The 23,144-nt window shown below is 44.1% G+C and carries 23 protein-coding genes; 12 read left to right on the forward strand and 11 right to left on the reverse strand.

Annotated features, from left to right (window positions below):
• Positions 1 to 104 precede the first annotated feature (104 nt).
• Positions 105 to 602 carry a DinB family protein gene (locus tag KXD93_RS17555; protein WP_258138617.1) on the reverse strand — a complete coding sequence of 166 codons (498 nt, stop codon included), beginning with the start codon at positions 600 to 602 and terminating at the stop codon, positions 105 to 107.
• 136 nt (positions 603 to 738) lie between these two features.
• On the opposite strand from KXD93_RS17555, the gene KXD93_RS17560 reads away from it, so the two are divergent.
• Entirely contained in the window at positions 739 to 1,515 is a 777-nt protein-coding gene (locus KXD93_RS17560) for a hypothetical protein (RefSeq protein WP_258138618.1), read from the forward strand.
• 6 nt (positions 1,516 to 1,521) lie between these two features.
• On the opposite strand, the gene KXD93_RS17565 is transcribed toward KXD93_RS17560, so the two are convergent.
• The 6 genes from KXD93_RS17565 to KXD93_RS17590 form a co-directional block, all read right to left on the reverse strand.
• On the reverse strand, positions 1,522 to 2,157 hold the full coding sequence (locus tag KXD93_RS17565) for an HAD family hydrolase (protein WP_258138619.1): 636 nt from the start codon (positions 2,155 to 2,157) through the stop codon (positions 1,522 to 1,524).
• A gap of 27 nt (positions 2,158 to 2,184) precedes the next feature.
• Positions 2,185 to 2,634, reverse strand: a complete 450-nt coding sequence (locus tag KXD93_RS17570) for a GNAT family N-acetyltransferase (RefSeq protein WP_258138620.1) — start codon at positions 2,632 to 2,634, stop codon at positions 2,185 to 2,187.
• Between the two features lie 12 nt (positions 2,635 to 2,646).
• Entirely contained in the window at positions 2,647 to 2,994 is a 348-nt protein-coding gene (locus KXD93_RS17575; protein WP_258138621.1) for a DUF1801 domain-containing protein, read from the reverse strand.
• A 19-nt stretch (positions 2,995 to 3,013) separates the two neighbouring features.
• Positions 3,014 to 4,228, reverse strand: coding sequence for an ROK family transcriptional regulator (locus tag KXD93_RS17580; RefSeq protein ID WP_258138622.1), 1,215 nt, complete (start codon positions 4,226 to 4,228; stop codon positions 3,014 to 3,016).
• A gap of 493 nt (positions 4,229 to 4,721) precedes the next feature.
• Positions 4,722 to 7,118 (reverse strand): glycoside hydrolase family 3 N-terminal domain-containing protein, encoded by a 2,397-nt coding sequence (locus tag KXD93_RS17585; RefSeq protein ID WP_258138624.1) that lies wholly within the window; start codon positions 7,116 to 7,118, stop codon positions 4,722 to 4,724.
• Positions 7,119 to 7,400: 282 nt separating this feature from the next.
• Positions 7,401 to 7,979, reverse strand: a complete 579-nt coding sequence (locus KXD93_RS17590; protein WP_258138626.1) for a YceI family protein — start codon at positions 7,977 to 7,979, stop codon at positions 7,401 to 7,403.
• A gap of 340 nt (positions 7,980 to 8,319) precedes the next feature.
• On the opposite strand from KXD93_RS17590, the gene KXD93_RS17595 reads away from it, so the two are divergent.
• From KXD93_RS17595 to KXD93_RS17605, 3 genes are all read left to right on the forward strand, one after another.
• Positions 8,320 to 10,431 (forward strand): S9 family peptidase, encoded by a 2,112-nt coding sequence (locus KXD93_RS17595; RefSeq protein WP_258138627.1) that lies wholly within the window; start codon positions 8,320 to 8,322, stop codon positions 10,429 to 10,431.
• Positions 10,432 to 10,555: 124 nt separating this feature from the next.
• Complete coding sequence (locus tag KXD93_RS17600) at positions 10,556 to 11,557, forward strand: aldo/keto reductase (protein WP_258138628.1); 1,002 nt, start codon at positions 10,556 to 10,558, stop codon at positions 11,555 to 11,557.
• A gap of 246 nt (positions 11,558 to 11,803) precedes the next feature.
• Complete coding sequence (locus KXD93_RS17605) at positions 11,804 to 12,064, forward strand: hypothetical protein (RefSeq protein ID WP_258138629.1); 261 nt, start codon at positions 11,804 to 11,806, stop codon at positions 12,062 to 12,064.
• A gap of 12 nt (positions 12,065 to 12,076) precedes the next feature.
• Here the strand turns inward: KXD93_RS17605 and KXD93_RS17610 are convergent, their stop codons facing one another.
• Both KXD93_RS17610 and KXD93_RS17615 read right to left on the reverse strand, forming a co-directional pair.
• A complete protein-coding gene (locus KXD93_RS17610) occupies positions 12,077 to 12,892 on the reverse strand; it encodes an alpha/beta fold hydrolase (protein ID WP_258138631.1) in 816 nt (271 codons plus the stop codon).
• Complete coding sequence (locus KXD93_RS17615; RefSeq protein WP_258138632.1) at positions 12,889 to 13,521, reverse strand: hypothetical protein; 633 nt, start codon at positions 13,519 to 13,521, stop codon at positions 12,889 to 12,891. Before KXD93_RS17615 ends, KXD93_RS17610 begins: the two co-directional genes overlap by 4 nt.
• 8 nt (positions 13,522 to 13,529) lie before the next feature.
• Here KXD93_RS17615 and KXD93_RS17620 point away from each other — a divergent pair, with 8 nt between their 5' ends.
• Entirely contained in the window at positions 13,530 to 14,984 is a 1,455-nt protein-coding gene (locus tag KXD93_RS17620) for an MFS transporter (protein WP_308726293.1), read from the forward strand.
• 151 nt (positions 14,985 to 15,135) lie between these two features.
• On the opposite strand, the gene KXD93_RS17625 is transcribed toward KXD93_RS17620, so the two are convergent.
• Positions 15,136 to 15,810: a basic secretory protein-like protein gene (locus KXD93_RS17625; RefSeq protein WP_258138633.1), complete on the reverse strand. Its 675-nt coding sequence runs from the start codon at positions 15,808 to 15,810 to the stop codon at positions 15,136 to 15,138.
• Between the two features lie 783 nt (positions 15,811 to 16,593).
• Here KXD93_RS17625 and KXD93_RS17630 point away from each other — a divergent pair.
• The 7 genes from KXD93_RS17630 (at position 16,594) to KXD93_RS17660 (ending at position 22,038) form a co-directional block, all read left to right on the forward strand.
• Entirely contained in the window at positions 16,594 to 17,658 is a 1,065-nt protein-coding gene (locus KXD93_RS17630) for a M20 family metallo-hydrolase (protein WP_258138634.1), read from the forward strand.
• 144 nt (positions 17,659 to 17,802) lie between these two features.
• The gene (gene argH / locus KXD93_RS17635) at positions 17,803 to 19,137 is read left to right on the forward strand and encodes an argininosuccinate lyase (protein WP_258138635.1); all 1,335 of its coding nucleotides are present in this window, start codon (positions 17,803 to 17,805) and stop codon (positions 19,135 to 19,137) included.
• Between the two features lie 42 nt (positions 19,138 to 19,179).
• Positions 19,180 to 20,292 (forward strand): TlpA disulfide reductase family protein, encoded by a 1,113-nt coding sequence (locus tag KXD93_RS17640; protein WP_258138636.1) that lies wholly within the window; start codon positions 19,180 to 19,182, stop codon positions 20,290 to 20,292.
• A 126-nt stretch (positions 20,293 to 20,418) separates the two neighbouring features.
• Positions 20,419 to 20,625, forward strand: coding sequence for a hypothetical protein (locus KXD93_RS17645; RefSeq protein WP_258138638.1), 207 nt, complete (start codon positions 20,419 to 20,421; stop codon positions 20,623 to 20,625).
• Positions 20,622 to 21,071 (forward strand): PIN domain-containing protein, encoded by a 450-nt coding sequence (locus KXD93_RS17650; protein ID WP_258138640.1) that lies wholly within the window; start codon positions 20,622 to 20,624, stop codon positions 21,069 to 21,071. Before KXD93_RS17645 ends, KXD93_RS17650 begins: the two co-directional genes overlap by 4 nt.
• The gene (locus tag KXD93_RS17655; RefSeq protein ID WP_258138642.1) at positions 21,071 to 21,268 is read left to right on the forward strand and encodes a YwbE family protein; all 198 of its coding nucleotides are present in this window, start codon (positions 21,071 to 21,073) and stop codon (positions 21,266 to 21,268) included. Before KXD93_RS17650 ends, KXD93_RS17655 begins: the two co-directional genes overlap by 1 nt.
• Before the next feature lie 80 nt (positions 21,269 to 21,348).
• The gene (locus tag KXD93_RS17660; RefSeq protein ID WP_258138643.1) at positions 21,349 to 22,038 is read left to right on the forward strand and encodes a DUF1345 domain-containing protein; all 690 of its coding nucleotides are present in this window, start codon (positions 21,349 to 21,351) and stop codon (positions 22,036 to 22,038) included.
• Between the two features lie 118 nt (positions 22,039 to 22,156).
• Here KXD93_RS17660 and KXD93_RS17665 read toward each other — a convergent pair whose 3' ends face one another.
• On the reverse strand, positions 22,157 to 23,083 hold the full coding sequence (locus tag KXD93_RS17665) for a DUF72 domain-containing protein (RefSeq protein WP_258138644.1): 927 nt from the start codon (positions 23,081 to 23,083) through the stop codon (positions 22,157 to 22,159).
• Positions 23,084 to 23,144: the final 61 nt, after the last annotated feature.

Consider the following 23,144-nt stretch of genomic DNA (forward strand, 5'->3'; position numbering starts at 1 on the left):
AGTGTTATTAACAAAGAAAAAGAAGCAAAAAGAAAGCTTCAACAATAATAATAACATATTAATTCTTGTTGAAGCTAATCTAAAGGCAAGTTTAAAAGTACCTGTCAAAATTCGGCATCATCTGCACTCGGCCCGTAGCTTCCGGGTATCGGCACATCTAACAGGCGCAAGAAAACACCAAGCTGAGCGCGGTGGTGCACGGTTTGACAATATGCCATGCGGATGATATCTATTTTGGGCGATACACTGTAAACCTGGTCGCCGTTGCGCAACGTCCAGTCCTTTAACAGTTCCTCTTCATTGGTTTTTTCCAGTTCAGTCCGGGCTTCAGCAAGCGATTTTTCAAGCAGGGCCAAAAGATCCGCTGAATTGCTTACAGGGCTTGGAATATATGGACTGGCGGCAAAATCAAGATGGTCGGTTAAAATGGTCATGCTAACCCATGATGGTAGTTCGGCAATGTGCGTAGCCAGCCGCCTTATGGTCATGCTTTTTACATGTGGCTGCCAGTCAAGCTTGTCATTCGGAATGCGTTCAAGCATTTTACGGGTGGTTTGGGCTTCCTGCTCCATTTCCTTTAATAACATTGGGATGATATCCATAGCGTTTATGTTTAATTGTTTATTCAAATAAACTATGCGCTAATGACAGCCCTATGTCAGCAGGCTGGAAGAAATGAAAACTTTTATGTCACACACTGTAAATTTAGCTGTCTGTTAGTGAAAATTATCGCTTCAAATGAACCGTATCAAACTGATCTTATTGCTATTTTTCTGTTATTTAACGTCCAGCGCACAAACACGTGTAATGATCCTGGGCTCGGTACATACCCCAACCAAGTATATTACTAAAGACACATTGTTGAAGGCGCTCAAAGATTTCAAGGCCGATGTAATTCTCCTTGAGCTGGATACTTCATTAATGGACAATAATGGGATTTTTAAGAGGGATCCGGGAAAAATGTCGCTGGAATCTGGCACAGCGCAATCTTATCGTCAGGCCAATGCCGGTACCGTGCTGAGGCCAATAGATGTTGTTTACCGCAATAAGTATTACACCGAACATAAAACTTTTGCCAAAGAAAACCAGATGGGTAAGGTAATAGACAGCCTGTTCAAAAACAACATGATGAACGATACTACCTGGTTTATAACCAGCTCTCTGTGCAGCGCTACACAAATCCTGAATAATTACGGCTATATGCAGCTTAATGATATTAACTCAAAAGCGTATATGGACGTTGCCTCTAGCCGGCAAAATCTTCTTTATCAGCGTCAGGTGGCTTTCATTAAAAATAATGACGACTTAAAAACGTGGTACCCGTTTGCTAAAGAAGATGCAGATTTTTGGGATTTGAGAAATGATACCATGGCGCACAATATTATTACCTATGCACGTAAATATCCGGGTAAAAATATTGCGGTTATTGTAGGCTGTTACCACAAATATGCCTTAGTTGACAGATTGAAGGATGTTGCAAAAACAAATGGCTTTACATTGGTAAAAAACTATTAAAACGTTTTACTCAAGGCTCATAAAATAATCAGTAAGCGAGTCAAAATCATCAAACTTCGCGTCGTAGTCTTCGGTTTCGCCAAAGCCATAGCTAACAAACACAAACGGGACTCCTGCCTTCCGGCTTTCCTGGCCGTCGCCTGCGGTATCGCCAATGTAAACGGGCTTTTTGAGGCCGTGTTTATCAGCCAATAGGTTAATGTTATGGTTCTTCGGCATAAGGTTTACGCCATGGGCAAGTTCGTCGGTTATGTATTCATTAATACCCGCCCATTCAATAAATAACGGGATGATGCCCTTATCACAATTACTAACGATAAACAGTTGATATTTTCCTGCAAGTTTTTTTAATCCTTCTTTTACACCCGGGTATAAAATGCCGCCCTTTACGGGCAGTAATTCCCGGCGCTTTTCGTTTACAATTTTGTACATGTCCCGGCGTTTTTCATCGTCAAAATCCGGCATCACCCTGCTTGTCACCTTTGAAGCTTCCATACCTACCATTTTCAGCACCTGCTCCCGCAAAACAGTTATATCAATTCCCAATTCATTAAATACCAGGTTCCACGATTCGGCGTAGGTATCAACGGCATCCCAAAGGGTTCCGTCCATGTCGAATATCAGGCTATCGGGCTTTTGCATGTTTTGTTTATTGGGATAGATGAATTATTAGAGTTGAATTTGATAGGTAAAAAACGATCCGTCGGATTTTTGTTTTACAAAACCAATTGCTTCATAAAGGCTTTGAGCGGTGTAATTGTCAACAGCGGTTTCCAGCACAACAAACGTAGCACCGTCATTCCGGGCAAAATCCATTGCTGCCTTTATAAGGGCCTCGCCAATACCTAGTTTGCGATGTTTTTCATCTACATACAGATCATTAAGTAACCAGTTCTTCGCCGCTCTAACTGATGAAAGGCGGGGATACAACTGAGTAAATCCGGCGGGTTCTTCATTAACCATCGCCACAAAAATAACCGATTCATTATTTTGCAGGCGTGCTTTTATGTAGCTTTCGGCAAGGGCAAGATCAGGCTCTTGTTTGTAAAATACGCGATAGCTGTTAAACAAGGCGATAACGAGGTTATATTCTGAAGCGGATATTCTTTTTATTTGCATGGACAAGGATAATCAAAAACTATAAATATCGATCGCCATTTTCAGGATCGCCTTAATTGTTTCGACCGGGATGTCGTCCCCTGCATTAAGCTGCATTATCTTCATCCGGGCGCGATCTTCAATTACAAGCAAAGGGTGCTCTATCTTTCGGCCCTCAACAATCCCGATATACGGGCTATGTGTTTTTTTGTGAACCCACAGGTAACAAAACATTTTGCCCTTGTAACAATAAAACGGCATGCCATATTTCCAGGCTTCGGTTATGTTTTTGTCGTGGTTGAGTATCAAATCCCGTAAAAACTGAAGGCAGCCTTTTACAGGCTCGTTTTTTTGCAGGAAGAAATCATCTATCGGACGCAATTTTTATTGGCTTTTCGGATTAATTTGTCACCACCTGACTTTTTACTTCCTGGTCAAAGTTTTCCATTACCAGGATGGCTGCGCCAATAAGTTCAGCATCGAAGCCGAGGTCGGAGATCAGTAGTTCGGTACCGCCCGAAAGACGTGGAATACAATATTTATGTAAAGCCTGTTGAATTGGCGCCAGCAGGATTTTGCCAACCTTTGCTCCACGACCGCTCAACACGATAACCTGCGGGTTCATGATATGGATAAGTATCGCAAGCGCTTTCCCTATTTTGTAGCCTGAATCAGAAAATAGCTCAATAGCAAACTGGTCGCCGTTATTTGCTGCGTTCATTACGGCATCAACCATTTGCTTGCTTTTTTCGTTGTCTGTTAGCTTAAGGCTGGTAATACGGCCCTGTTCAATCCCTTCAATTGCCTTTTCCAATACCACCGACATGGAGGCCTCAGCTTCCAAACATCCGCGTTTACCGCATTCGCAAAGTGCGCCATCTTCCGACAACGGGATGTGGCTAAACTCACCCGCAAAACCGTTACGGCCCCTGAACAACTCGCCGTTCACTATCATTCCCAAACCAATCCCCCAGCTCAGGTTTATTACCATCACTTCCTTTTGCGATTTGGCTATGCCGAATTTCTGTTCGGCCTGGGCTATCAGGCTGGAGTCATTATCTATGTAAGTTGGTAAGCCGGTTTCTTCTGAAATATATTGAGACAAGCTGCGCTCACCGCTGTTAAGGTAAGTATAGTTTTTACCCTTAACCGGGTCGATAAAGCCGGGCATTCCTATGCCTATGCCTGTAATTTTATCCTTAAGTACGCCGCAGTTTTCCAGGTACAGGTTGATGTTTTCAACCAAAGTGGTTAAAGCCTGATCATTGCCGCCAAGCTTCAATTCAAACATCATCATTTCAGCAACCGCCTGGTTTCGCAGGTCGAACAACTGAATGCGGGTGTTCATCTGGTCCATGGCTATGGCCAGTATATACATGGCATCGGCGTTAATGGCGTACATCAATGGTCGCCTGCCGCCACTTGAGGGGGCGTAGCCCTGTTCCACTACAAAACCCTCATCAATCAATTCATTAATTATCTTGGCAATTGATGGAATACTTTTATCAAATAACTCCGCCAGTTCTGCGCATGACATTGCCTTATTAAAATACAGGCATTTTGTTATCATGTGTTTTAGCTGGCTGCCCTTCACACTTTTGTTCTTAACTTCCATTCAATTATCTGATTTTCTGGCTTTTCCTGCTGACGCGGCAGCGACTATAATATTTAATCTTCTAAAATTAAAAAAAATGTAACGACATACAAGGCATGCTACATACGTCAAAAACACTACAAAGCTATCAAAAAACGTTTTCCTATTAAAAATTCAGCGTTTACCTTACGTCAATAAATTGACGCTAAAAAAACTGTAAGTGTGACAGTATTCACGGGAAAGAGATTTAAATTTATTTTAAGTGATTGTTTATCAGTTAAATATATTTTAATAATGCACGCGGTGTAACTTGCCAATCTGCGCGGTACAATGCCGGCAAATCGGCCAATAATCAAAAAATATTGTCTTTGTAACAGCATTGTTGTTGAAGGGGTAGGTATAAGTGCGCAGGGTTTAGTTCATACCAAACATACACGCAGGGTTTTCCGAAGAGAAAACCCTGCGGAGACGAAAAACAAATCCGAAATCTAACATCAGCCCTCCGAAATCAAACCTACTTCATCACCTCAAACTCTTTCTTCAACTTTATATCCTCCGATGACTGCCCGATCATCACCTGGAATTTTCCCGGCTCAACCGTCCAGTTCATGTTTTTATCCAGGATGGCCAGGTCATCCGGGTGCAGGGTAAAGGTCACTGTTTTCTTTTCCCCGGGGTTGAGATTGATGCGCTCGAAGCCGCGCAGGTCGTATTCATAAACGGTTACGCTACTGATCTCTTGTTTCAGGTAAAGCTCAACCACATCATCGCCTTTGCGCTGGCCGGTATTGGTTACATCAACAGTTACTGTGATATCGCCCTGCTGGTTTTCCTTTTCGGGCGATACCTGCAGGTTATCATATGCAAAGGTGGTGTAGCTTAAACCATAGCCGAACGGATATAGTGCGCCGTTAACGCTGGTTTTTCCCCAACTGTTTGCACCGCCCTGCCCGGCTTGGGAGCCCGGTTTAAACGGAAAATTAAATTCAAGCTGACCGGTAGTTTTCGGAAAGGTGATAGAAAGTTTTCCGCCGGGATTATTATCGCCAAATAAGGTTTCGGCTATCACCTTACCGCTTTCGGGGCCCGGGAACCAGGCTTCCAATATGGCAGGTACAAATTTATTTTCCCAGTTTATGGTGAGTGGCTGCCCGTTTATCATCACCATTACTACCGGTTTGCCGGTGGCTTGTAAGGCCTGGATCAATTTTAACTGGCGGCCCGGCAGGTTTAATCCGGTGCGCGAAAGGCTTTCACCCACCCGCTCTACATCTTCACCTACAACAGCAATCACCACGTCTGATTTTTTGGCGGCGGTTACTGCAGAATCGATATCAGCTTGCTCCTGTGCGGTTAGCGGGGTTTCCATAATCTCACTTTCGGGCCAGGTGGCGTCAACTATGTTGCAGCCTTTGGTATAAGTTACTGTTGCGCCGGTACCAACATAATCTTTTATGCCCTCAAGTACGCTGGTTACGTGGTTGTGCGATGGTCCGTAACGGCTGGTTGCATAATTTTTCTCGGCAGCCAGCGGACCGGTTACCAATATGTTTTTTATGGATGCCTTGTTAAGCGGCAATAAATTATCCTGGTTTTTTAACAACACCATCGCCTCGCGGTTCATTTGTAAACCCATTGCCGAAGATGCTTCGCTGTGTACGATTTTATCGGCAGCCTTTGGATCATTTACATACGGATCATCAAATAAACCGAGCTTCATTTTTACCCTAAGCACATCACCAACCCTCGAGTCAAGTGTTTTCATGCTGATCTTGCCTTCCTTGTAAAGTTCGCGCAGCGGCATTATATAAGTTTGTGGCATACTGAAATTGGTACGCACGTTTAATCCTGCCTCAAAGGCCTGGCGAACGGCTTCCTGGATGCTGCCGGCCACGTGGTGCTTGCTATACAGGTATTCAACAGCTTCACTGTCTGACACTACATAGCCGTTAAATCCAAATTTCTGACGCAGCAGTTCGGTTAAAAAATAATAGCTGCCGGTAATGGGTTCGCCGTTCCAGTCGTTATAGCTGCTCATTACGCCAAGCGGGTGCGCTTCCTCGATCACCCGGCGGAAGGGGTAGAGGTACAACTGGTACATTTCCCTCGGCGCCACATGCGGATCGGTGCGGGCAGCGCCATCACGTCCACCCTTCGGCATACTGTAAACAGCAAAATGTTTTAAGGTTGATGCAACGCCCTTCTCCTGTATTCCGAGCGTCATCTGCTTGCCTAACTCTGCGATCAGGAATGGGTTTTCGCCATAAGTTTCAACCACCCGGCCCCAGCGCTGGTCGCGGGCCACATCTAATATTGGTGCGTACACATTGGTATAGCCTAAAGCTTTTGCCTCCATGCCTACGGTTTGCCCGGCGCGGCGTACCAATGCCTTATCCCAGGTGCTGCCAATGGCAATAGGGGCGGGGAGCGAAGTTGCCCTGTCGTGGTTGAGGCCGTGGATCCCCTCGTTGGTAAAATCAACCGGGATGCCCATGCGGGTTTCCTCAACAAACCATTTTTGAATGGTGTTTATAGCTGTTGCATGCTTGCTATATGGATATGAATATTGCGTAGGTGCATCATCTGTTTTGGAGGTGAGGTTATTTAACTCCTCATCGATATTGGCGATCCCATCCTTCCAAACTTCGTTCTTCCATGATGGCGTTGGCATTTCTTCCTTTAAAACCCTTTTGTAACCATAAAGGGTAGCCAGCTGGCAGGTTTTTTCCTCAACTGTCATCAGGCTCAGCAGGTTTTCAACACGTTTGTCAATCGGCTGTGACGGATCTTCAAACACATCCATTTTGCCATTCTTGTTAAAATCAACCCAGCCTTTGTGGTAAATGTTTTTTTCCTGGGCTGATGCGCAGAAGGAGTACGACAGTAAAAGCAGCAGTAACAGTTTTTTCATGAGGATAGGATATATTGGTTAATCAAATATAGGAGTTGTGTAGGAGATACACTATTGGAGGATGTAAAAAGTTTGTGGTTGGGAAGCAGGAGGGAGTCAAGAGTCAAGAGTCAGGAGTCAGGAGTCAAGAGTCAAGAGTCAAGAGTCAAGAGAAAATGCTTGTTAAGCTACGCAGAAGCTGGCAAATAAAAATTAAAATAAAAAAACAGCGCCCGGTATCCGGAGCGCTGTTTTTTTGGAGGTTAACTAATCTCTAATTAACCAATTTCTAATCTTTAACAATTAGTTAGCTTTTGCGAATTCGCCGTTAGCTTTGATGGCAACTTCGTCGCTTAACATTGGCGAGCCAAATTTGCTGCCGAAAGCGAAGTCAGAACGTTTGATGGTACCAGTAACCTGGAAGCCGGCGTCATCAGCCTTGCTCATTGGGTTAGTGATGGTACCGCGGTACCACAAGTCAAGGCTTACTGCCTTGGTTGTACCATGTAAAGTAAGGTTACCGTTTAATTTATAGTGATTAGCAGTAGCAGTTTTGCTGATACCTGTGCTAACGAAAGTCATTGTTGGGTAAGCAGCAACATCGAAGAAATCAGCAGATTTAAGGTGGCCATCGCGTTGATCTGATTCAGTGTTGATGGAAGCAGTGTTTACTGTTAAGGTAAATTTAGCATCGCTGAAATCTGGTTTTGCAGAAACGATGGTAGCAGAAAAATCTTTAAACCAGCCGTCAACATCAGACACTGCTAAGTGAGTAATGGTAAACTGAAGTTTTGAATGCGCTTTGTCAGAATTCCAGGTAGTTTGTGCAAATGCCGCTGTGTTTATTAAGGCAACTGCAACTAAAATGATTAATTTTTTCATGATTGTTTTTGTCTTTTTAGAGTTTTAAATTTCTTTGTCACAAATGTAATACAAAGAATTACGCATGCGCTAAAAAAAGATGTTTAAACATGTATTTTGACAATTGGGTGATTTGAGGGGGTGAAAGATACGGTTTTGGATGGTAAAAACGTGTCGTAAGAGCAATAACCGGTAAAAATTTAATGTAAAATCGTCTTTTGCCTCTTTCGGCGCAAGCAAAGACAGGCCTACAGGCGACGCATTGTTGGGTGGGTTTACTCAGCGCCATTTAAACCAAACAGCCGAATATTATTAAAACATATTATTATATTTATAACCTAACCCGTTAACTGACAATCACATGAAAAAATATTTATTTTTAGTTTTCGCAGGTATTTATTTCTCAGCCAATGCACAAACATTAATTGCCCCTAAAACTAAAAAAGTACCTAAGGTATTTACCGAGTATGGCAATACCCGCACAGACGATTACTATTGGCTCAATAATCCTAAGGACACAGCGGTGATTCCACACCTGGAAGAGGAAAACGCTTATACCGCAGCTTATTTGAAACCTACTGAAGGGCTTCAAAAAAAGATATATGACGAATTGGTGGCACGGATAGAACAAAAATTTCAATCGCTGGCTGTGCAGGAAAATGGCTATTGGTATTATGTCCGCTACGAAGCCGGCAGCCAGTATCCGCTTCATTGCCGCAAAAAATTAACCCAAACCGCTCCGGAGGAGGTTTATCTCGACGAAAATGCCGAGGCTAAGGGACATAAGATCTACCTGGTTCGCGGAACTGCAATAAGTAAGGACGGTAAATGGCTGGCATTGGGGGCGGACACAACCGGAAGCCGCAGAAGCGCCCTGCATATTAAAAACCTTTCTGACGGTACATTTTTACCGGAAGTTATCGGCAATACAGACGGCAGCTATGCCTGGGCCGCTGATTTAAAAACAATATATTACACCCTCAACGATGCTACTGTGCGCAGCTACAAGGTGATGAAGCACACCGCGGGTACTGATCCTGCCACGGACAAGGAGATCTATACTGAAAAGGACAGCACATTCGCGGTGGATGTTCGTACATCTGACGATAACCGCTTCGTGTTTATTAACACCACCAGCAAAAATAGCAACGAAGTAAGGTATATCGATTCCCAAAACCCGGCGGCCGGCACAGTGTTGATCCAGCCGAGGTTGAAGGATGTGTTGTATTCCGCGCAATACCATGGTGGCGATATTTTTTATATCGGCACAAATTACAAGGCTGAAAATTTTAAATTGGTAACTGCGCCAATAGCACATCCCGGCGTTGAAAACTGGAAGGACATAATTCCAACCATGCCTGACGCTTTTTTGACCAACACCATTATCCTGAAAAAATACTTTGTATGCCAATACCAGCAAAAGGCGCTGGTGCAGATCAGGGTGATCAACAGGGAAAACGGATCGTCGTATTATGTTGATTTTAAGGAGAACGCTTATATGGCAGCGATGAGCTCATCTACTGATAACTACAATTCTGACAGTATCCGGTATGCCTATACATCGCTAACAACACCTACTACACAATTTAAATACAACCTGGCAACTAAGGAAAAGATTTTGCTTAAACAGGCGCATGTTGGCGGCGGTTACCAGGCTGAACTTTACGAAACCGACCGAATTTGGGTGAAAGCCCGGGATGGTGTAATGGTGCCGGTATCAGTAGTTTATAAAAAGAGCCTGTTTAAAAAGGATGGCAGCAACCCGATGTTGCTGTATGCCTACGGTTCATACGGAGCAAATTCCGACCCGTTTTTTAATGGTGCCGTAATTAGTTTGCTCGATCGCGGGTTTGTTTATGCTATCGCTCATATCCGTGGCGGGCAGGAGATGGGCCGTTATTGGTACAAGGAACAAGGCAGGCTGTTCCACAAAAAGAATACGTTTACTGATTGTGTGGATTGCGCCCAATATTTGGTTGATAATAAATATTCATTGCCCGATAAATTGTTTGCAAATGGTGTAAGCGCCGGTGGTATGCTAATGGGAGCGATCATCAACCTGCGGCCCGACCTTTTCCGTGGCGTACTTGCCGAAGTACCCTGGATGGACGTTGTTAGCGACATGCTGGACACCAGTCTGCCGCTGACAACGCTTGAATACGAGGAATGGGGCGATCCGAACCAGAAGGATTATTATGATTATATGCTGAGCTGGTCGCCATATGATAACGTGAAGAAGGCAAAGTATCCGGCAATTTTTGCAACGGGCGGATTGAATGACACACAAGTGCCTTATTTTTCACCGGCGAAATGGGTGGCAAAAGTTCGTGAAAACAATACCGGTACCGATCCTGTTTTATTTAAAGTGAATATGGGTGCCGGGCATGGCGGAGATTCAGGACGATTCGACAGGCAGAAGCTTACTGCATTGAAATATGCATTTATGCTGAGTTTGCTGGGCCGGGATCAGTAATCAAGCCTTACCCCAAACCCCTCTCCAAAAGGAGAGGGGCTTAAAATAAAATGTAAAAGAGCGAAGTTAAAGTCCTCTCCTTTGGAGAGGATTTAGGCCCCGTATATTTGTAAAAAATCTTACTATGAAATTCAGGGAACTTGGAAAAACCGGTGAGCAATTATCGGCGATAGGATTGGGCTGCATGGGTATGAACCATGGCTACGGAACTTTTAACGATGAGGAATCAATTGCCACATTGAACCTTGCCATCGATCTCGGTATTAACTTTTGGGATACTGCCGATGTGTACGCCAATGGCAAAAATGAAGAGTTGGTATCGAAAGTGCTTTCGGCCAACCGCGACAAAATCTTCATCGCTACCAAATTTGGCTTCAGGCAAAAGGAAAACAGCAGCGGTATGCCAGGCGGGGCAGGATCGTATGTTGATTGTTCACCGGCTTATATCAAACAGGCCGTTGAGCTAAGTTTGAAAAGATTAAAGATTGAAACCATCGACCTGTATTACGCCCATCGCATCGACCCCAATATACCTGTTGAAGAAACGGTAGGTGCTATGGCCGAACTGGTAAAGGAGGGAAAGGTGCGTTACCTGGGCCTTTCAGAAGCCGGGGTTGCCTCCATCCGTAAGGCTCACGCTGTTCACCCGATAGCGGCATTGCAAAGTGAATACTCCTTACTAACCCGCGATGTGGAAAATGAGATCCTGCCGGTATGCAGGGAGCTGGGGATCTCGCTGGTGCCTTTCAGTCCGCTTTCGCGCGGCTTAATAACGAATACCTTAAATCTGGATGAGATTGGCAGCGGCGACTTTCGCAAAACATTGCCGCGCTTTGCTGATGAATACAAGGAGAACAACAGTAACCTCGCATCGGCCTTTGCCGAACTTGCTGCGAAAAAAGAGTGCACGCCTGCCCAATTGGCGTTAGCCTGGGTGCTGGCGCAGGGCGAGGACATTATCCCGATTCCCGGAACTAAAAAAACAAAATACCTGCGGGAGAATGCCGGTTGTGTTGATGTTGATTTGTCTGCCGGCGATTTGCAGGATATTCAAAGCGTGATGGATAAATTTTCAAATACCGGGCCGCGGTATGCTGAAGGGGCGATGAAAATGGTGAATAAATAGCCCATTTGTCATTGCGAGGAACAAGGCAATCGCGAACTATACACGACCGCGATGCAAGTCCCAAACCTTTCTGTACGCGTTGCAAAGTTCGCGGTTGCCACGCTGCGCTCGCAATGACAAGAGAGAGACCTTGTTTAAATCACCCCAACCGCACCCCGTTAAATCACCCTTTAAAAATGGGTTATAATACCCCCTGTAATTATTTGTATTACATGGTGTTAGCCTATAGCTTTGTTGCATCACAATATGAAAGCAATAGAGATAACAGTAAACGACCAAACCTACCGGGTTATCCGCAACAGCGGCGATAACTACTTTTTCAGCGTTTTTAATTACGCTACCTGTCACATCATCGCCAAAAACGATTTCGGGATCTGGAAACGGGTCCAGCATCTTTTCGGTACCGAGATCATCCCGCTCGACGAGATAGGCGATGTTATCGATAACGAATATACCCCCTGGCCGGCAGACGATCCGCAGCCGTTAAGAAAACACCTGGAGCTTTAACAGGTAACAGGCTTAAAAGGATTCGTGCATATAAAAGTCATCCACTTTTTTATTGAAGTCTTCCGTATGCTCAATCAGCGTACCATGGCCTGAATGTGGTACTACCCACATATACGCTTTGGGGATGTTCTCATAAATTTGTGCAGTGTGCTCAATCGGGATCAGGTCACGATCGCCGCAGATGATAAGTGCCGGGCACGTAATGGCTTTTAGGGCAGATAGCTTTACGTTGGGTTGCAGCCAGTCGAGCATGAAGATCTTCCAGTCGTTTTTTTCTTTTGGCGTGGTCCATTTGGTGTCTTTGTTTTTACCATAGTAATCGCGCATATCCTTCCAGGTTGCGGGTGTTAAAGCTGTGGAGTCGGGCCACAAATTGGCGCCGGTTGAGGCAAATTTTATCACTTTATCCGGGTGACGCATGGCAAGCAGTATAGCGTTGATACCACCGTCGCTCCAGCCAAGCACATAACTTTTATCAATATGCATGGTATCCAGCAGGGCCGAAAAATCGTCAGCCATCATTTCGAAACTCAGGGAATCCTTCGTGTCGATGGATTTGCCGTGCGCCCGGCTATCCACCGCGATCACCTTATATTTTTTGGCGAAAAAGGGAATGTTTTTGCTGAACGCCGAGATGCTTCCGCCATTGCCATGGATCATCAGCAACGGTTTCCCCTCGCCATAAACCTCGCAGTACATTTTAATACCGCGGATGTTGTAATATTTACCGGCGGCAGGGTTGTTGCCGTATGGGATGCCTTTTTGCTGGCTGTGGCAGGACAGTATCGCCAGCAGCATAAACGAGGTGAGGGATAAGAATTTTTTCATTTTGTACCGTATTTAAATATAATAAATAGTAGTCCGCCAGCTATAACAAGACCGATAGTTAAAGGGACCCAGATAGGTTTTAACCTGTAAAGTGTATCGTTGCCTATAAATTTATTCCAGAAAAATGCATTTAAGATATAGCCACCCAGTATGCTGATAACAATTCCTGCGCCGGCAGGTAAATTGAGTAGCTCAGCAATGACGATGGTCAAAGCTGTATAGCCTAGTCCAAACAGTGCTACCAGGGCCGCCCGGCTGCTTTTTGGCGTTTTGGCTACATTGATAGCCAGCATTATTGAACCAAACAGGACGCTAAAAAGAATAGAGAATACGTATATGGCACGTTTCGAATAAAATTCCGGCGCATCAGGATCGTCGATCTGGTTGTTAATGTCTGAAAATGCAAATAGACTCGGGCTGGTTGGCGGCGTGCCGGCAAGTTCCCGGCGGGCCTGCATATCTTCAGCAATCACTTTTAATTCTTCGTCCGAAAAAACTACACCCCTGTTTTGCAATTCTTCAACTGCCGATTCAACAGATTCCGGCAAATATTTCTCCCGGTTATCCACATATTCATGAAGTTCTTCGTCCGATTTCATCGTCGCACGGAACTTGAAATTCTCATCCATTTTTTATTATGATCAATGATTTTATACAGGCTAAAATAGCTAAAATTTCCACTCATCGCCGGAAAATTATAGGTACTAATTTACACATAAAGATCGCAGGACAATTCGGGAATTATGATAATCCTGTTAAAAATGATAGCTTTATCCGACTACAAAGCTATATGCAAACAAAAGCCATCACCACCCCCCAAACAACCGGCGAACGCATCCGCTCCATCATCGGCGGCTCATTAGGTAACCTTGTTGAGTGGTATGACTGGTATGTTTATACCGCGTTTTCCCTTTACTTTTCGGCTGCGTTCTTTCCGAAGGAAAACGAAACGGTACAGTTGCTAAACACCGCAGGCATTTTTGCCATCGGCTTTTTAATGCGGCCGATTGGCGGCTGGGTAATGGGGACTTATGCCGACAGGCGGGGGCGTAAAGCAGCGCTTACCTTTTCGGTATTACTGATGAGCGTAGGCTCGCTGATCATCGCTATCGCACCGGGGTATAAGCAAATCGGGGTAGCAGCACCGATAATTTTGGTGTTGGCGCGGATTATCCAAGGCCTGAGTGTTGGCGGCGAATATGGTACCAGTGCAACTTACCTTAGCGAAATGGCTACCAAAAAGCACCGTGGCTTTTATTCCAGCTTTCAATATGTAACACTCATAATGGGGCAACTTTTGGCGCTGGGTGTGCTGGTTTTATTACAGCAGGCTTTTTTAACCGATAAGCAGCTGCATGCCTGGGGTTGGCGCATCCCGTTTGTGGTAGGAGCGATACTTGCTATAACGGTAATGTATTTGCGGCGAAGTATGACGGAATCGGTAATTTTAGATGAACCGGATACTAAAACCCGCTCAAACCGTGGAACTATTAAAGCATTGGCGGCACATCCGAGGGCGGTGCTCACCGTAATAGGTTTAACGGTTGGCGGCACGGTTGCTTTCTATACGTTTACCACCTACATGCAAAAGTTTTTGGTGAATACCTCGGGGTTCTCAAAAACCAGCGCCACGTTAATTTCTACGCTTACGCTGGTGGTATTTATGTTGTTGCAGCCGGTATTTGGTTTGTTATCAGATAAGATCGGGCGTAAGCCTTTATTGATAGGTTTCGGGATTTTAGGAACGCTGACAACGGTTCCAATCCTTGCCACCTTAAGCCATACCAAAGATGTCTGGATAGCCTTTGCGCTGATCATGTGCGCGCTGATCATTGTCAGCGGCTATACATCGATAAATGCGGTGGTTAAAGCTGAACTATTTCCTGCTAATGTGCGGGCTTTAGGGGTTGGGTTTCCATACGCTATAGCTGTATCTCTTTTTGGTGGCACAGCTGAATATATTGCATTATGGTTTAAAACCGACCATCACCAGGAGTGGTTTTACTGGTATGTTACCATCTGCATAGCGTTATCACTCATCCTGTACATCACGATGAATGACACGCACAAGCATTCGAAGATTGAGGATTGATGCTTTATTATTAAAAATTTGTCATTGCGAGCGCAGCGTGGCAACCTCGTCGGTTACAGATCGAATAGAAAAGTATAATACTTGCTTGGCGAATATGCATTGCGAGGAGGTTGCTTCGTCGTTTCTCCTCGCAATGACAACATGATTTTATTTAAATAGCCGGATTTTCGCTGTAGCTTTTCCAAAGCTCGTCAACCGTTTTGCCGGTTAGCGTTTTCCATGAGGCATCGGTATACGTATGTTTCCGCATCTGGCTATCCATCTCTTTTACCAGGCCCGGTTTAACTTTTTTCTCTATCCAAACTAAAAAACGAGCGGTAACGCGGTAGGCGTTGTCATAGTTTTGGGTTGGTTTAAAGTCAGGCAAAGTCCATTTGGCAGGAGCGTTGTTTACGCCGAACTGGTTACGCGCGTAATCGGCAATGCCCTCTGTAAGCCAGCCTGGTCCAACGCTTTCGCCGTAATCCTGTACAATGTGCATTACTTCGTGGGTTACTACGTCAATGTCTTCAGGACGTTTGTGCAGCCAGCTTGCAGCAATGGTAACTTTACCATCGGCGGTAGCGGCAACACCTTTATAGCTGGTATCAACGGCCATTTTTACATCCTTAAGCGTTGCAGGGTTGTATTCCTTAGCCAGCTCCGGGTAAACGATGTAGAATGTTTTTACAAGGCGGGTTAACTCGGCAGTATCAAGCGTTGCATCGTTGTTGGTGAGGGTTAGCGTATAGCCGCCGTGTTTGTAGGTTCTGCTGGTGGTTTGCGCATCGGCAGATTTTATAATTATGGCAGATAAAATCGCCGCAAGTACGAGTGTTTTTTTCATGGTCAGTTTTTTCAGTTTCAGCCGCAATAATAGGGATTTATAAGGCTGAAATGTAGGGGTGACATGTAAAAATGTAATGACGGGGCAGAGTCTACTTGTAAATTTTTCTATGTTTAATTTAAGATTACACTAAGACGGATTAGACAATATTTTTAATTGTACATTTTAACGCAGGCCTGCGACCTGCGCTGACAAATTAGACCCATCCAGGGTCAGGGGAGCAAAGTTATATGAGAAAGCCAAGCCTTGAAAGGGCGAAATTTAACAACGCAGGTCAACGGCCTGCGCTGGTACCGGAATAAGTTGTTTGATTTTCAAATCCGGGGAAAAAATCTTATATTTGTAAACGCCCTTAAGGGTAGTTCTTTTCTTATCATTCTCCGGCATCAGGAAGTTTCATTTGGGCGAATCTTTAGCTTAATTTCACCTGTTTTTATTTAAATATCTGTAAATCAATGTTTTAATAAATTTATCGGATTGATTTTATCAGGGGTGAAAAGCTGTTTACCATGGTAATCTAAAATTTTATCAGGGGCAAAAGGTGTTATACCCTCGTAACGCGAAATTTTATCAGGAGTGAAAATCATTTTGCTCTCGTAATCCAAAATTTTAACAGGGGCAAAACCTGCCTTACCCTCGTAATCGAAATTTTTATCAGGGGTAAAAGGGCGTTTTGCTCTCGTAATTCCAACGTTTTTTAGGAATTGATCCTGTTTCGCTGTCACAATTATAGATTTTTCCCCGTCTGCTTTGGAAAAAAGTTAATTTTGCAGCCACATTCTTATGATCGAAATAAACACATTATATGAACAGGCCATAAACCTGTTGCAGCAACTCATAGCCATCCCCTCATTCAGCAAGGAAGAAAACCTGACTGCCGATGTTATTGAAAAGTTTTTGCAGGGTCACGGCGTGATAACCCACCGAAAGTTGAATAATATTTGGGCATGGAACAAGCATTTTGATGCGGCTAAGCCTACCATCCTGCTTAATTCGCACCACGACACGGTGAAACCAAACTCCGGCTATACCCGCGATCCTTATGATGCCAAAATTGAAGATGGCAAGCTTTTCGGTTTGGGCAGCAATGACGCAGGTGGATGTCTGGTATCGCTCATCAACGTTTTCCTTTATTTTTATGAAAAGGAAAACTTAAAATATAACTTCTGCCTGGCTACTACTGCAGAAGAAGAGATCTCCGGTGTAAACGGACTTGAGCTGATCATCCCGGATCTTGGTCCGCTTGATTTTGGAATAGTAGGAGAGCCTACCCTGATGCAGTTAGCCATTGCCGAGCGCGGCCTGATGGTATTGGATTGCGTGGCTCACGGCAAAGCCGGCCATGCCGCCCGCGAGGAGGGCGACAATGCTATTTACAAGGCATTAACTGACATTGAATGGTTCCGAACATTCCGCTTTCCAAATGAGTCGGAAGTTTTTGGGCCGATAAAAATGTCGGTAACCATTATTAATGCCGGTTCACAGCATAACGTGGTGCCTGCAAGCTGTACTTTTACAGTTGATGTTCGGGTGACTGATGCTTATCGCAATGAAGAAGTATTGGAGATCATTCGCCAGCATGTAAGCTGCGATGTTACCCCGCGCTCTATTCGCCTGAAGCCATCTAAAATCGACAGGGAACACCCCATAGTTCAGGCAGGAATTGCTTTGGGAAGAACGACCTACGGCTCGCCAACAACATCAGATCAATCATTATTGGATATTCCATCATTAAAGGTTGGTCCCGGTGATTCGGCGCGTTCACATACCGCGGATGAGTTTGTTTATGTGGATGAGGTAAGAGAGGGGATTGAGTTGTATATTAAAATGCTAAGCAGCATTGTTTAAGAAATAAGTAATACAAAAGAAGTAAGTTTGAATATCTCCGCCCGTCATTGCGAGGAACGAAGCAAACCCCGATCTGCAGAGCCGCTCTGTATAGTTTAGAGTTTGCTTTGTTCCTCGCAATGACGAGAGGGCTAAATTTGTACCATGGCAAAAATCTGGCAGAAATCAGTTACCGTTAATGAACTCGTTGAAAACTTCACTGTTGGCCGCGACCGTGAGTTTGACCTGCAGATGGCTGCCTTTGATGTGCTTGGCTCACTTGCACATACACAAATGCTGGAGAGTATTGGCTTGATGAATGCCGATGATTTGCAGCTGGTTCAACAGGAATTAAAAACCATTTACAAAGATATTGAAGCCGGTAATTTCACCATTGAGCCCGAGGTTGAGGATGTGCATTCCCAGGTGGAGATGTTACTGACCCAGCGCATTGGCGATGCCGGTAAAAAGATCCACAGCGGCCGTTCACGTAACGATCAGGTGCTGGTTGATTTGAAGCTCTTCTTCCGTCATGAGCTGCAGGAAGTTGTTGAGGAAACTGAAAAACTGTTTCGCCAGCTGATTGAATTGAGCGAAAAACATAAAGATGTTTTATTGCCGGGCTATACCCATTTGCAGGTGGCCATGCCATCGTCGTTCGGCTTATGGTTTGGCGCTTATGCCGAAAGTTTGGCAGATGACCTGGAACTGGTATTGGCGGCGTATAAGATCACCAATAAAAATCCATTGGGATCTGCAGCTGGTTATGGTTCGTCGTTCCCGCTTAACCGTACATTAACTACCAATTTGTTGGGTTTCGACAGCCTTAACTATAACGTAGTTTATGCACAGATGGGCCGGGGGAAGACCGAGAGGATCATCGCGCAGGCCCTATCATCCATAGCTGCCACGCTGGCAAAAATGGCAATGGACCAAGCTTTATATTTGAGCCAGAATTTTGCTTTTGTAAGCTACCCGGATACCCTGACCACCGGCAGCAGTATTATGCCGCATAAAAAGAACCCGGACGTTTGGGAGATCATGCGTGGCAAATGTAACCGTTTGCAAGCCCTGCCGACTGATGTTGCGATGATGACCACCAACCTGCCATCGGGCTATCACCGAGAACTGCAGCTGCTAAAGGAACTGTTGTTCCCTGCATTTACCGACTTGAAAAACTGCCTGCACATGGCAACCTTTATGCTGCAAAATATCACCGTAAATAAAGACATCCTGAATGACCCGAAATACGCCTACCTGTTTAGCGTGGAAGAAGTAAACCGGATGGTATTGAACGGCACGCCTTTCCGCGATGCTTACAAGCAAGTTGGCCATGCCATTGAACAAGGCGATTTTAACCCGGACAAGCAGGTTAACCATACCCATGAAGGCAGCATCGGCAATTTGATGAATGCCGAGATCACTGCATCGTTTGACAAGATAGTTGGCAGCTTTGATTTTGGGAAGGTAGAGCAAGCCGTAACAGCACTGGTTTCTTAAAGATGAATTAAATAGGTAAATTGCAATATCAATTCTAAACCTATGCATCGCTCAATCAATTTTATAAAAGTAACCTGTCTTTTTTTGATCGGCATTTTGTCCGCCTGTCATCCCGATAAGAAAACTATAATTATCAAGGGAGATATAAAAGGCGTAAATACGACTAAGGTTTATCTTTATAAAACCTTCCCGGTTGGCAGCACGGCAATTGATTCGGCAAAGGTGGTTAACGACCATTTCGAATTTAAGATCCACACTGATACGCTATTTCAACCTGAGATGGGCTTTATCGGGTTTACCGACGTCGGTAATACAAAAAATCAACTGGGCATTATTAACCCATATTCACCACACAAAGACAAGCCGGACCTGTTCGTTGATTTTTATATTGAGCCCGGCACAACAACGCTTTCAGGCGATCTGACCAAAAACAGGCATGCGGGTATTAAAATAGAGAGTGGTGAACAAAATGATTTTAATTTCAGGCACATCTACCTGCCATTTATCCGAATAACTAAAGACAGCACAAGCCATAGGTCGCAGCTTGGCAGGTTAAAAAAACTAATCCACGATAACCCTAATGCCTATCAGGCAATGTTTGCCTTGTACAGTTGGCGATTCTATTTAAAAAACGACGAAATAAAAAGCCTGTATACTGAGTTTAATGACGAGGTAAAGCAAGCATACTTAGGGCGAGTCGTTGCCGCTTTTTTGAAACAGCGTCCCGATGATTCTAGTTTGATACCAAATTCGTTGTTGACAACCATCGATGAAAAGCAGGCAGAAATGATCGACACAACCAAAAAATTAAACATGGTAGTTTTCTGGGCAAGCTGGTGCGGGCCGTGTAAACAGGAAATTCCTGTTTTGAGAAAGATATATGCAGGCTATCAAAATAATAATTTCAGGATGGTGAGCGTATCACTGGATAAGGACAAAACAAAATGGAAGCAAATGCTGGAAATTCAGAAGATGCCATGGCAGCAGCTCGACATTGAAGCTAAAAACTTAAATAATCTAACAGCGCTTTATAATCTTGGGTTTATTCCGAAGATTTATTTCATCAACAACAAACGAAAACTGGTAGGTGAAATTGACGGAGCCGATCCTAACGGTGAGGCCGCGTTTAAGAAAATCATCGCTGCAAATTTATAATGGGGAATAACTATGTTGTTTTAAGATAGCTGGAAGCTTTTTATTTTTGAATGGGGAAGAGATGGATATAGAAATTGGTAAAACCTTAAAGTTGAAATTTGCTGATGTAAATTATTATATTTGTATATGTTGATTGAAAACGCAGATAATAACAATATTACTATCACTGTATCCAAATCCATAGATAAGTTTGGATTACAGCGATTAATCGACTATCTCAAATATCTCGAAGCTACATCCGGTTCTAAAGCAAAACAAGCAGAAGTAGATAAGCTTGCTGATGAAGTTAATTCTTCCTGGTGGGAGGCCAATAAATCTCGTTTTATTAAGTGAAGATTATAGTCGATGCCAATATCGTGTTCAGTGGCATATTGAATTCTCATGGTAAAATTGGGGACCTGTTAATCAACTCAAAAAAGCAATTCAGTTTTATTGCTCCCGAATTTTTGAGGTATGAAATAAGAGAGAAGTACGAACGGCTTAAATCAATATCAGGACTGACTATTGAACAGGTGCAGGAAGCCGAATACCTGGTATGTAAAGAAATTACATTCATATCCGAAGAACAGATAGATCATAAGTTTTGGAGTGAGGCTTATGAGTTAGTTCGTGGTATCGACGCGAATGATATCCAGTATGTAGCTTATTCAAAGCAATTCAAGTGTAAGATTTGGTCGGGAGACAAAAAGCTATTTAACGGGCTAAAGACAAAAGGATTCACCAATATACTCACTACGGAAGAACTTTTTGAACTCAGAAATAACAAATTGAAATTTTAATGAACGGACAAAACAGAAGCGACATATATCCTGGCCTTGAAGTTGAAATCATCCTGAAAAAGGATCAGCGTTCAGGCAAATTAACACGGGGTATTGTAAAAGACCTGCTTACCAGCTCGGCTTATCACTCCCGGGGAATAAAGGTGCGTTTGGAAGATGGACAGGTGGGCCGCGTGGCAGAAATTATAGAAGATTAAATCTTCTCTCAAAACTTTATATCTTAGGCCTTTAATAGTATTCCGGATTTCGGACTTTACCGACTCTACTAAATTCCCCTATGGCAAAAGCACTAAAACCCGACAAAAGATTTTTTTACCGCCTCGATGCGCATTATCGTTTGCTGATCTCGCTGACAGTTGCTGCTATCACGTTTTTTTGTATCCGGACGCATTTTGCATTGCCATCGTTGGTGCTGTTTACCTGGATTAGCTTTGCCCTTACCGTTATTGTGCTTGACTGGATCATCATAGCTACTTCGCATCCTAAGGAGGTACGCAAAATTGCCAAGCTCCAGGATTCGAGTCGTACGGCGATCTTCATGTTTGTAATTTGCGCGGCAGTAGCTAGCATGGGTGCAATTGTTTCACTCTTAAAATCAGCTAAAGGGCACGCGGCAAATGTCAACGGGCATATCCTGCTTTCTATTTTTGCGGTGGTGGTATCGTGGTGGCTTGTGCATACCATCTTTACGCTGTTATATGCACATCTTTATTATGATACCAACACGGATGATGGCGAGATAAAGAAGATCGGCGGGCTGGAATTTCCCGGTTGCCCCGAACCAGATTACCTTGACTTCGTATATTTTTCCTTTGTTATCGGCATGACGTTTCAAACCTCTGATGTTTCCATCAGTTCCAGGCAAATCCGCAGGTTTAATTTGATCCATTCACTGTTGTCGTTTGCGTTTAATACAGCCATACTGGCGTTGAGTATTAACGTGATCTCGGGGTTGGTGGCTCAATAAGGACCGGGATTAATGGATTAGAGGGATTGATTTTGGATTTAAAATTTAGATTAATAAATCACGCGGATGATCTATTGAACTTAAAAGTAAATACTTTAAATCTCTTAATCCCGGTTAATTAATCCAGGTCAAATAATACCGGTTGATCCCTGTCTAAAAACGTTGGCCTTAATAAGCTCAAACCTAGCTTTTCGTTAAGCTGCTCAACTACATAATCTGCTAATTCGGGTGAATACCGTTCATCATGTTGGTGCATAAAAAACCAAACAGATTGTAAGCCCATTTTTTGCCATTGGGCTATGCGTTCTACCCATTCGTCACAGCGGGCATAATCAGTAGGGTGGAGGCTGTTCCCCACGAAACGAATAAAGGCATGGGGAGTTGGCAGTTCCATGTGAACTACATCGCGCCGTCCGGATGCATCTGTTATTACCGCGCCGATATTCAACTCATGCAGCATACTGAATAATGCATCACGGGTTTCAGGCACGGCGAACCATTCCTTGTGCCGTACTTCTAAAAATACGGGAACATCCTTAGGTAATTGTTGCAGATAGATTTTTAGATCGGGCAGGCTTTTTGGGGTATAATTATCACCGACCTGCAAAAACAGCGGGCCGAGCTGATCGCCAAAGGCCATAATGCCATTGTAATATTGTGTGGTGATCTCGTCCGCGTTCTTTAACCTGCGGATGTGGCTGATGCTTTGAGAAAACTTTGGGCAAAACTTAAAGCTGGGATTTGCCGCCGCCTTTTCCTTCCATTTGGCAATGGTTTCGGGCGGGTAGATATTGTAAAAGGTGGCATTCAGCTCAATGCTGTCGAAGTGCTTTACATATTCGTCGAGAAAGTTAGCGTCCTTTGTTTTAGGCGGATAGATCTTGCCGATCCATTCCTTACGTCCCCACTTGGCACAGCCAACATGAACCTGTAAGGGCTGGTCGCTTTTCGCCGAAGCCAAAGTTTTTATAGTTAATTCGGGATCGGGAGGCAGTGTAAAATCTACTTCCATCAATTCCCCTGGTGTTACACGGCCAAATTCCATATTAGTTGATAGTTAATGGTTCATAGTTCATGGCAGGAAGCGTTGTTCTTTATCTTTCGGA

The sequence above is a fragment of the Mucilaginibacter phenanthrenivorans genome (assembly GCF_024721155.1).
GTDB classification, from domain to species: domain Bacteria; phylum Bacteroidota; class Bacteroidia; order Sphingobacteriales; family Sphingobacteriaceae; genus Mucilaginibacter; species Mucilaginibacter phenanthrenivorans.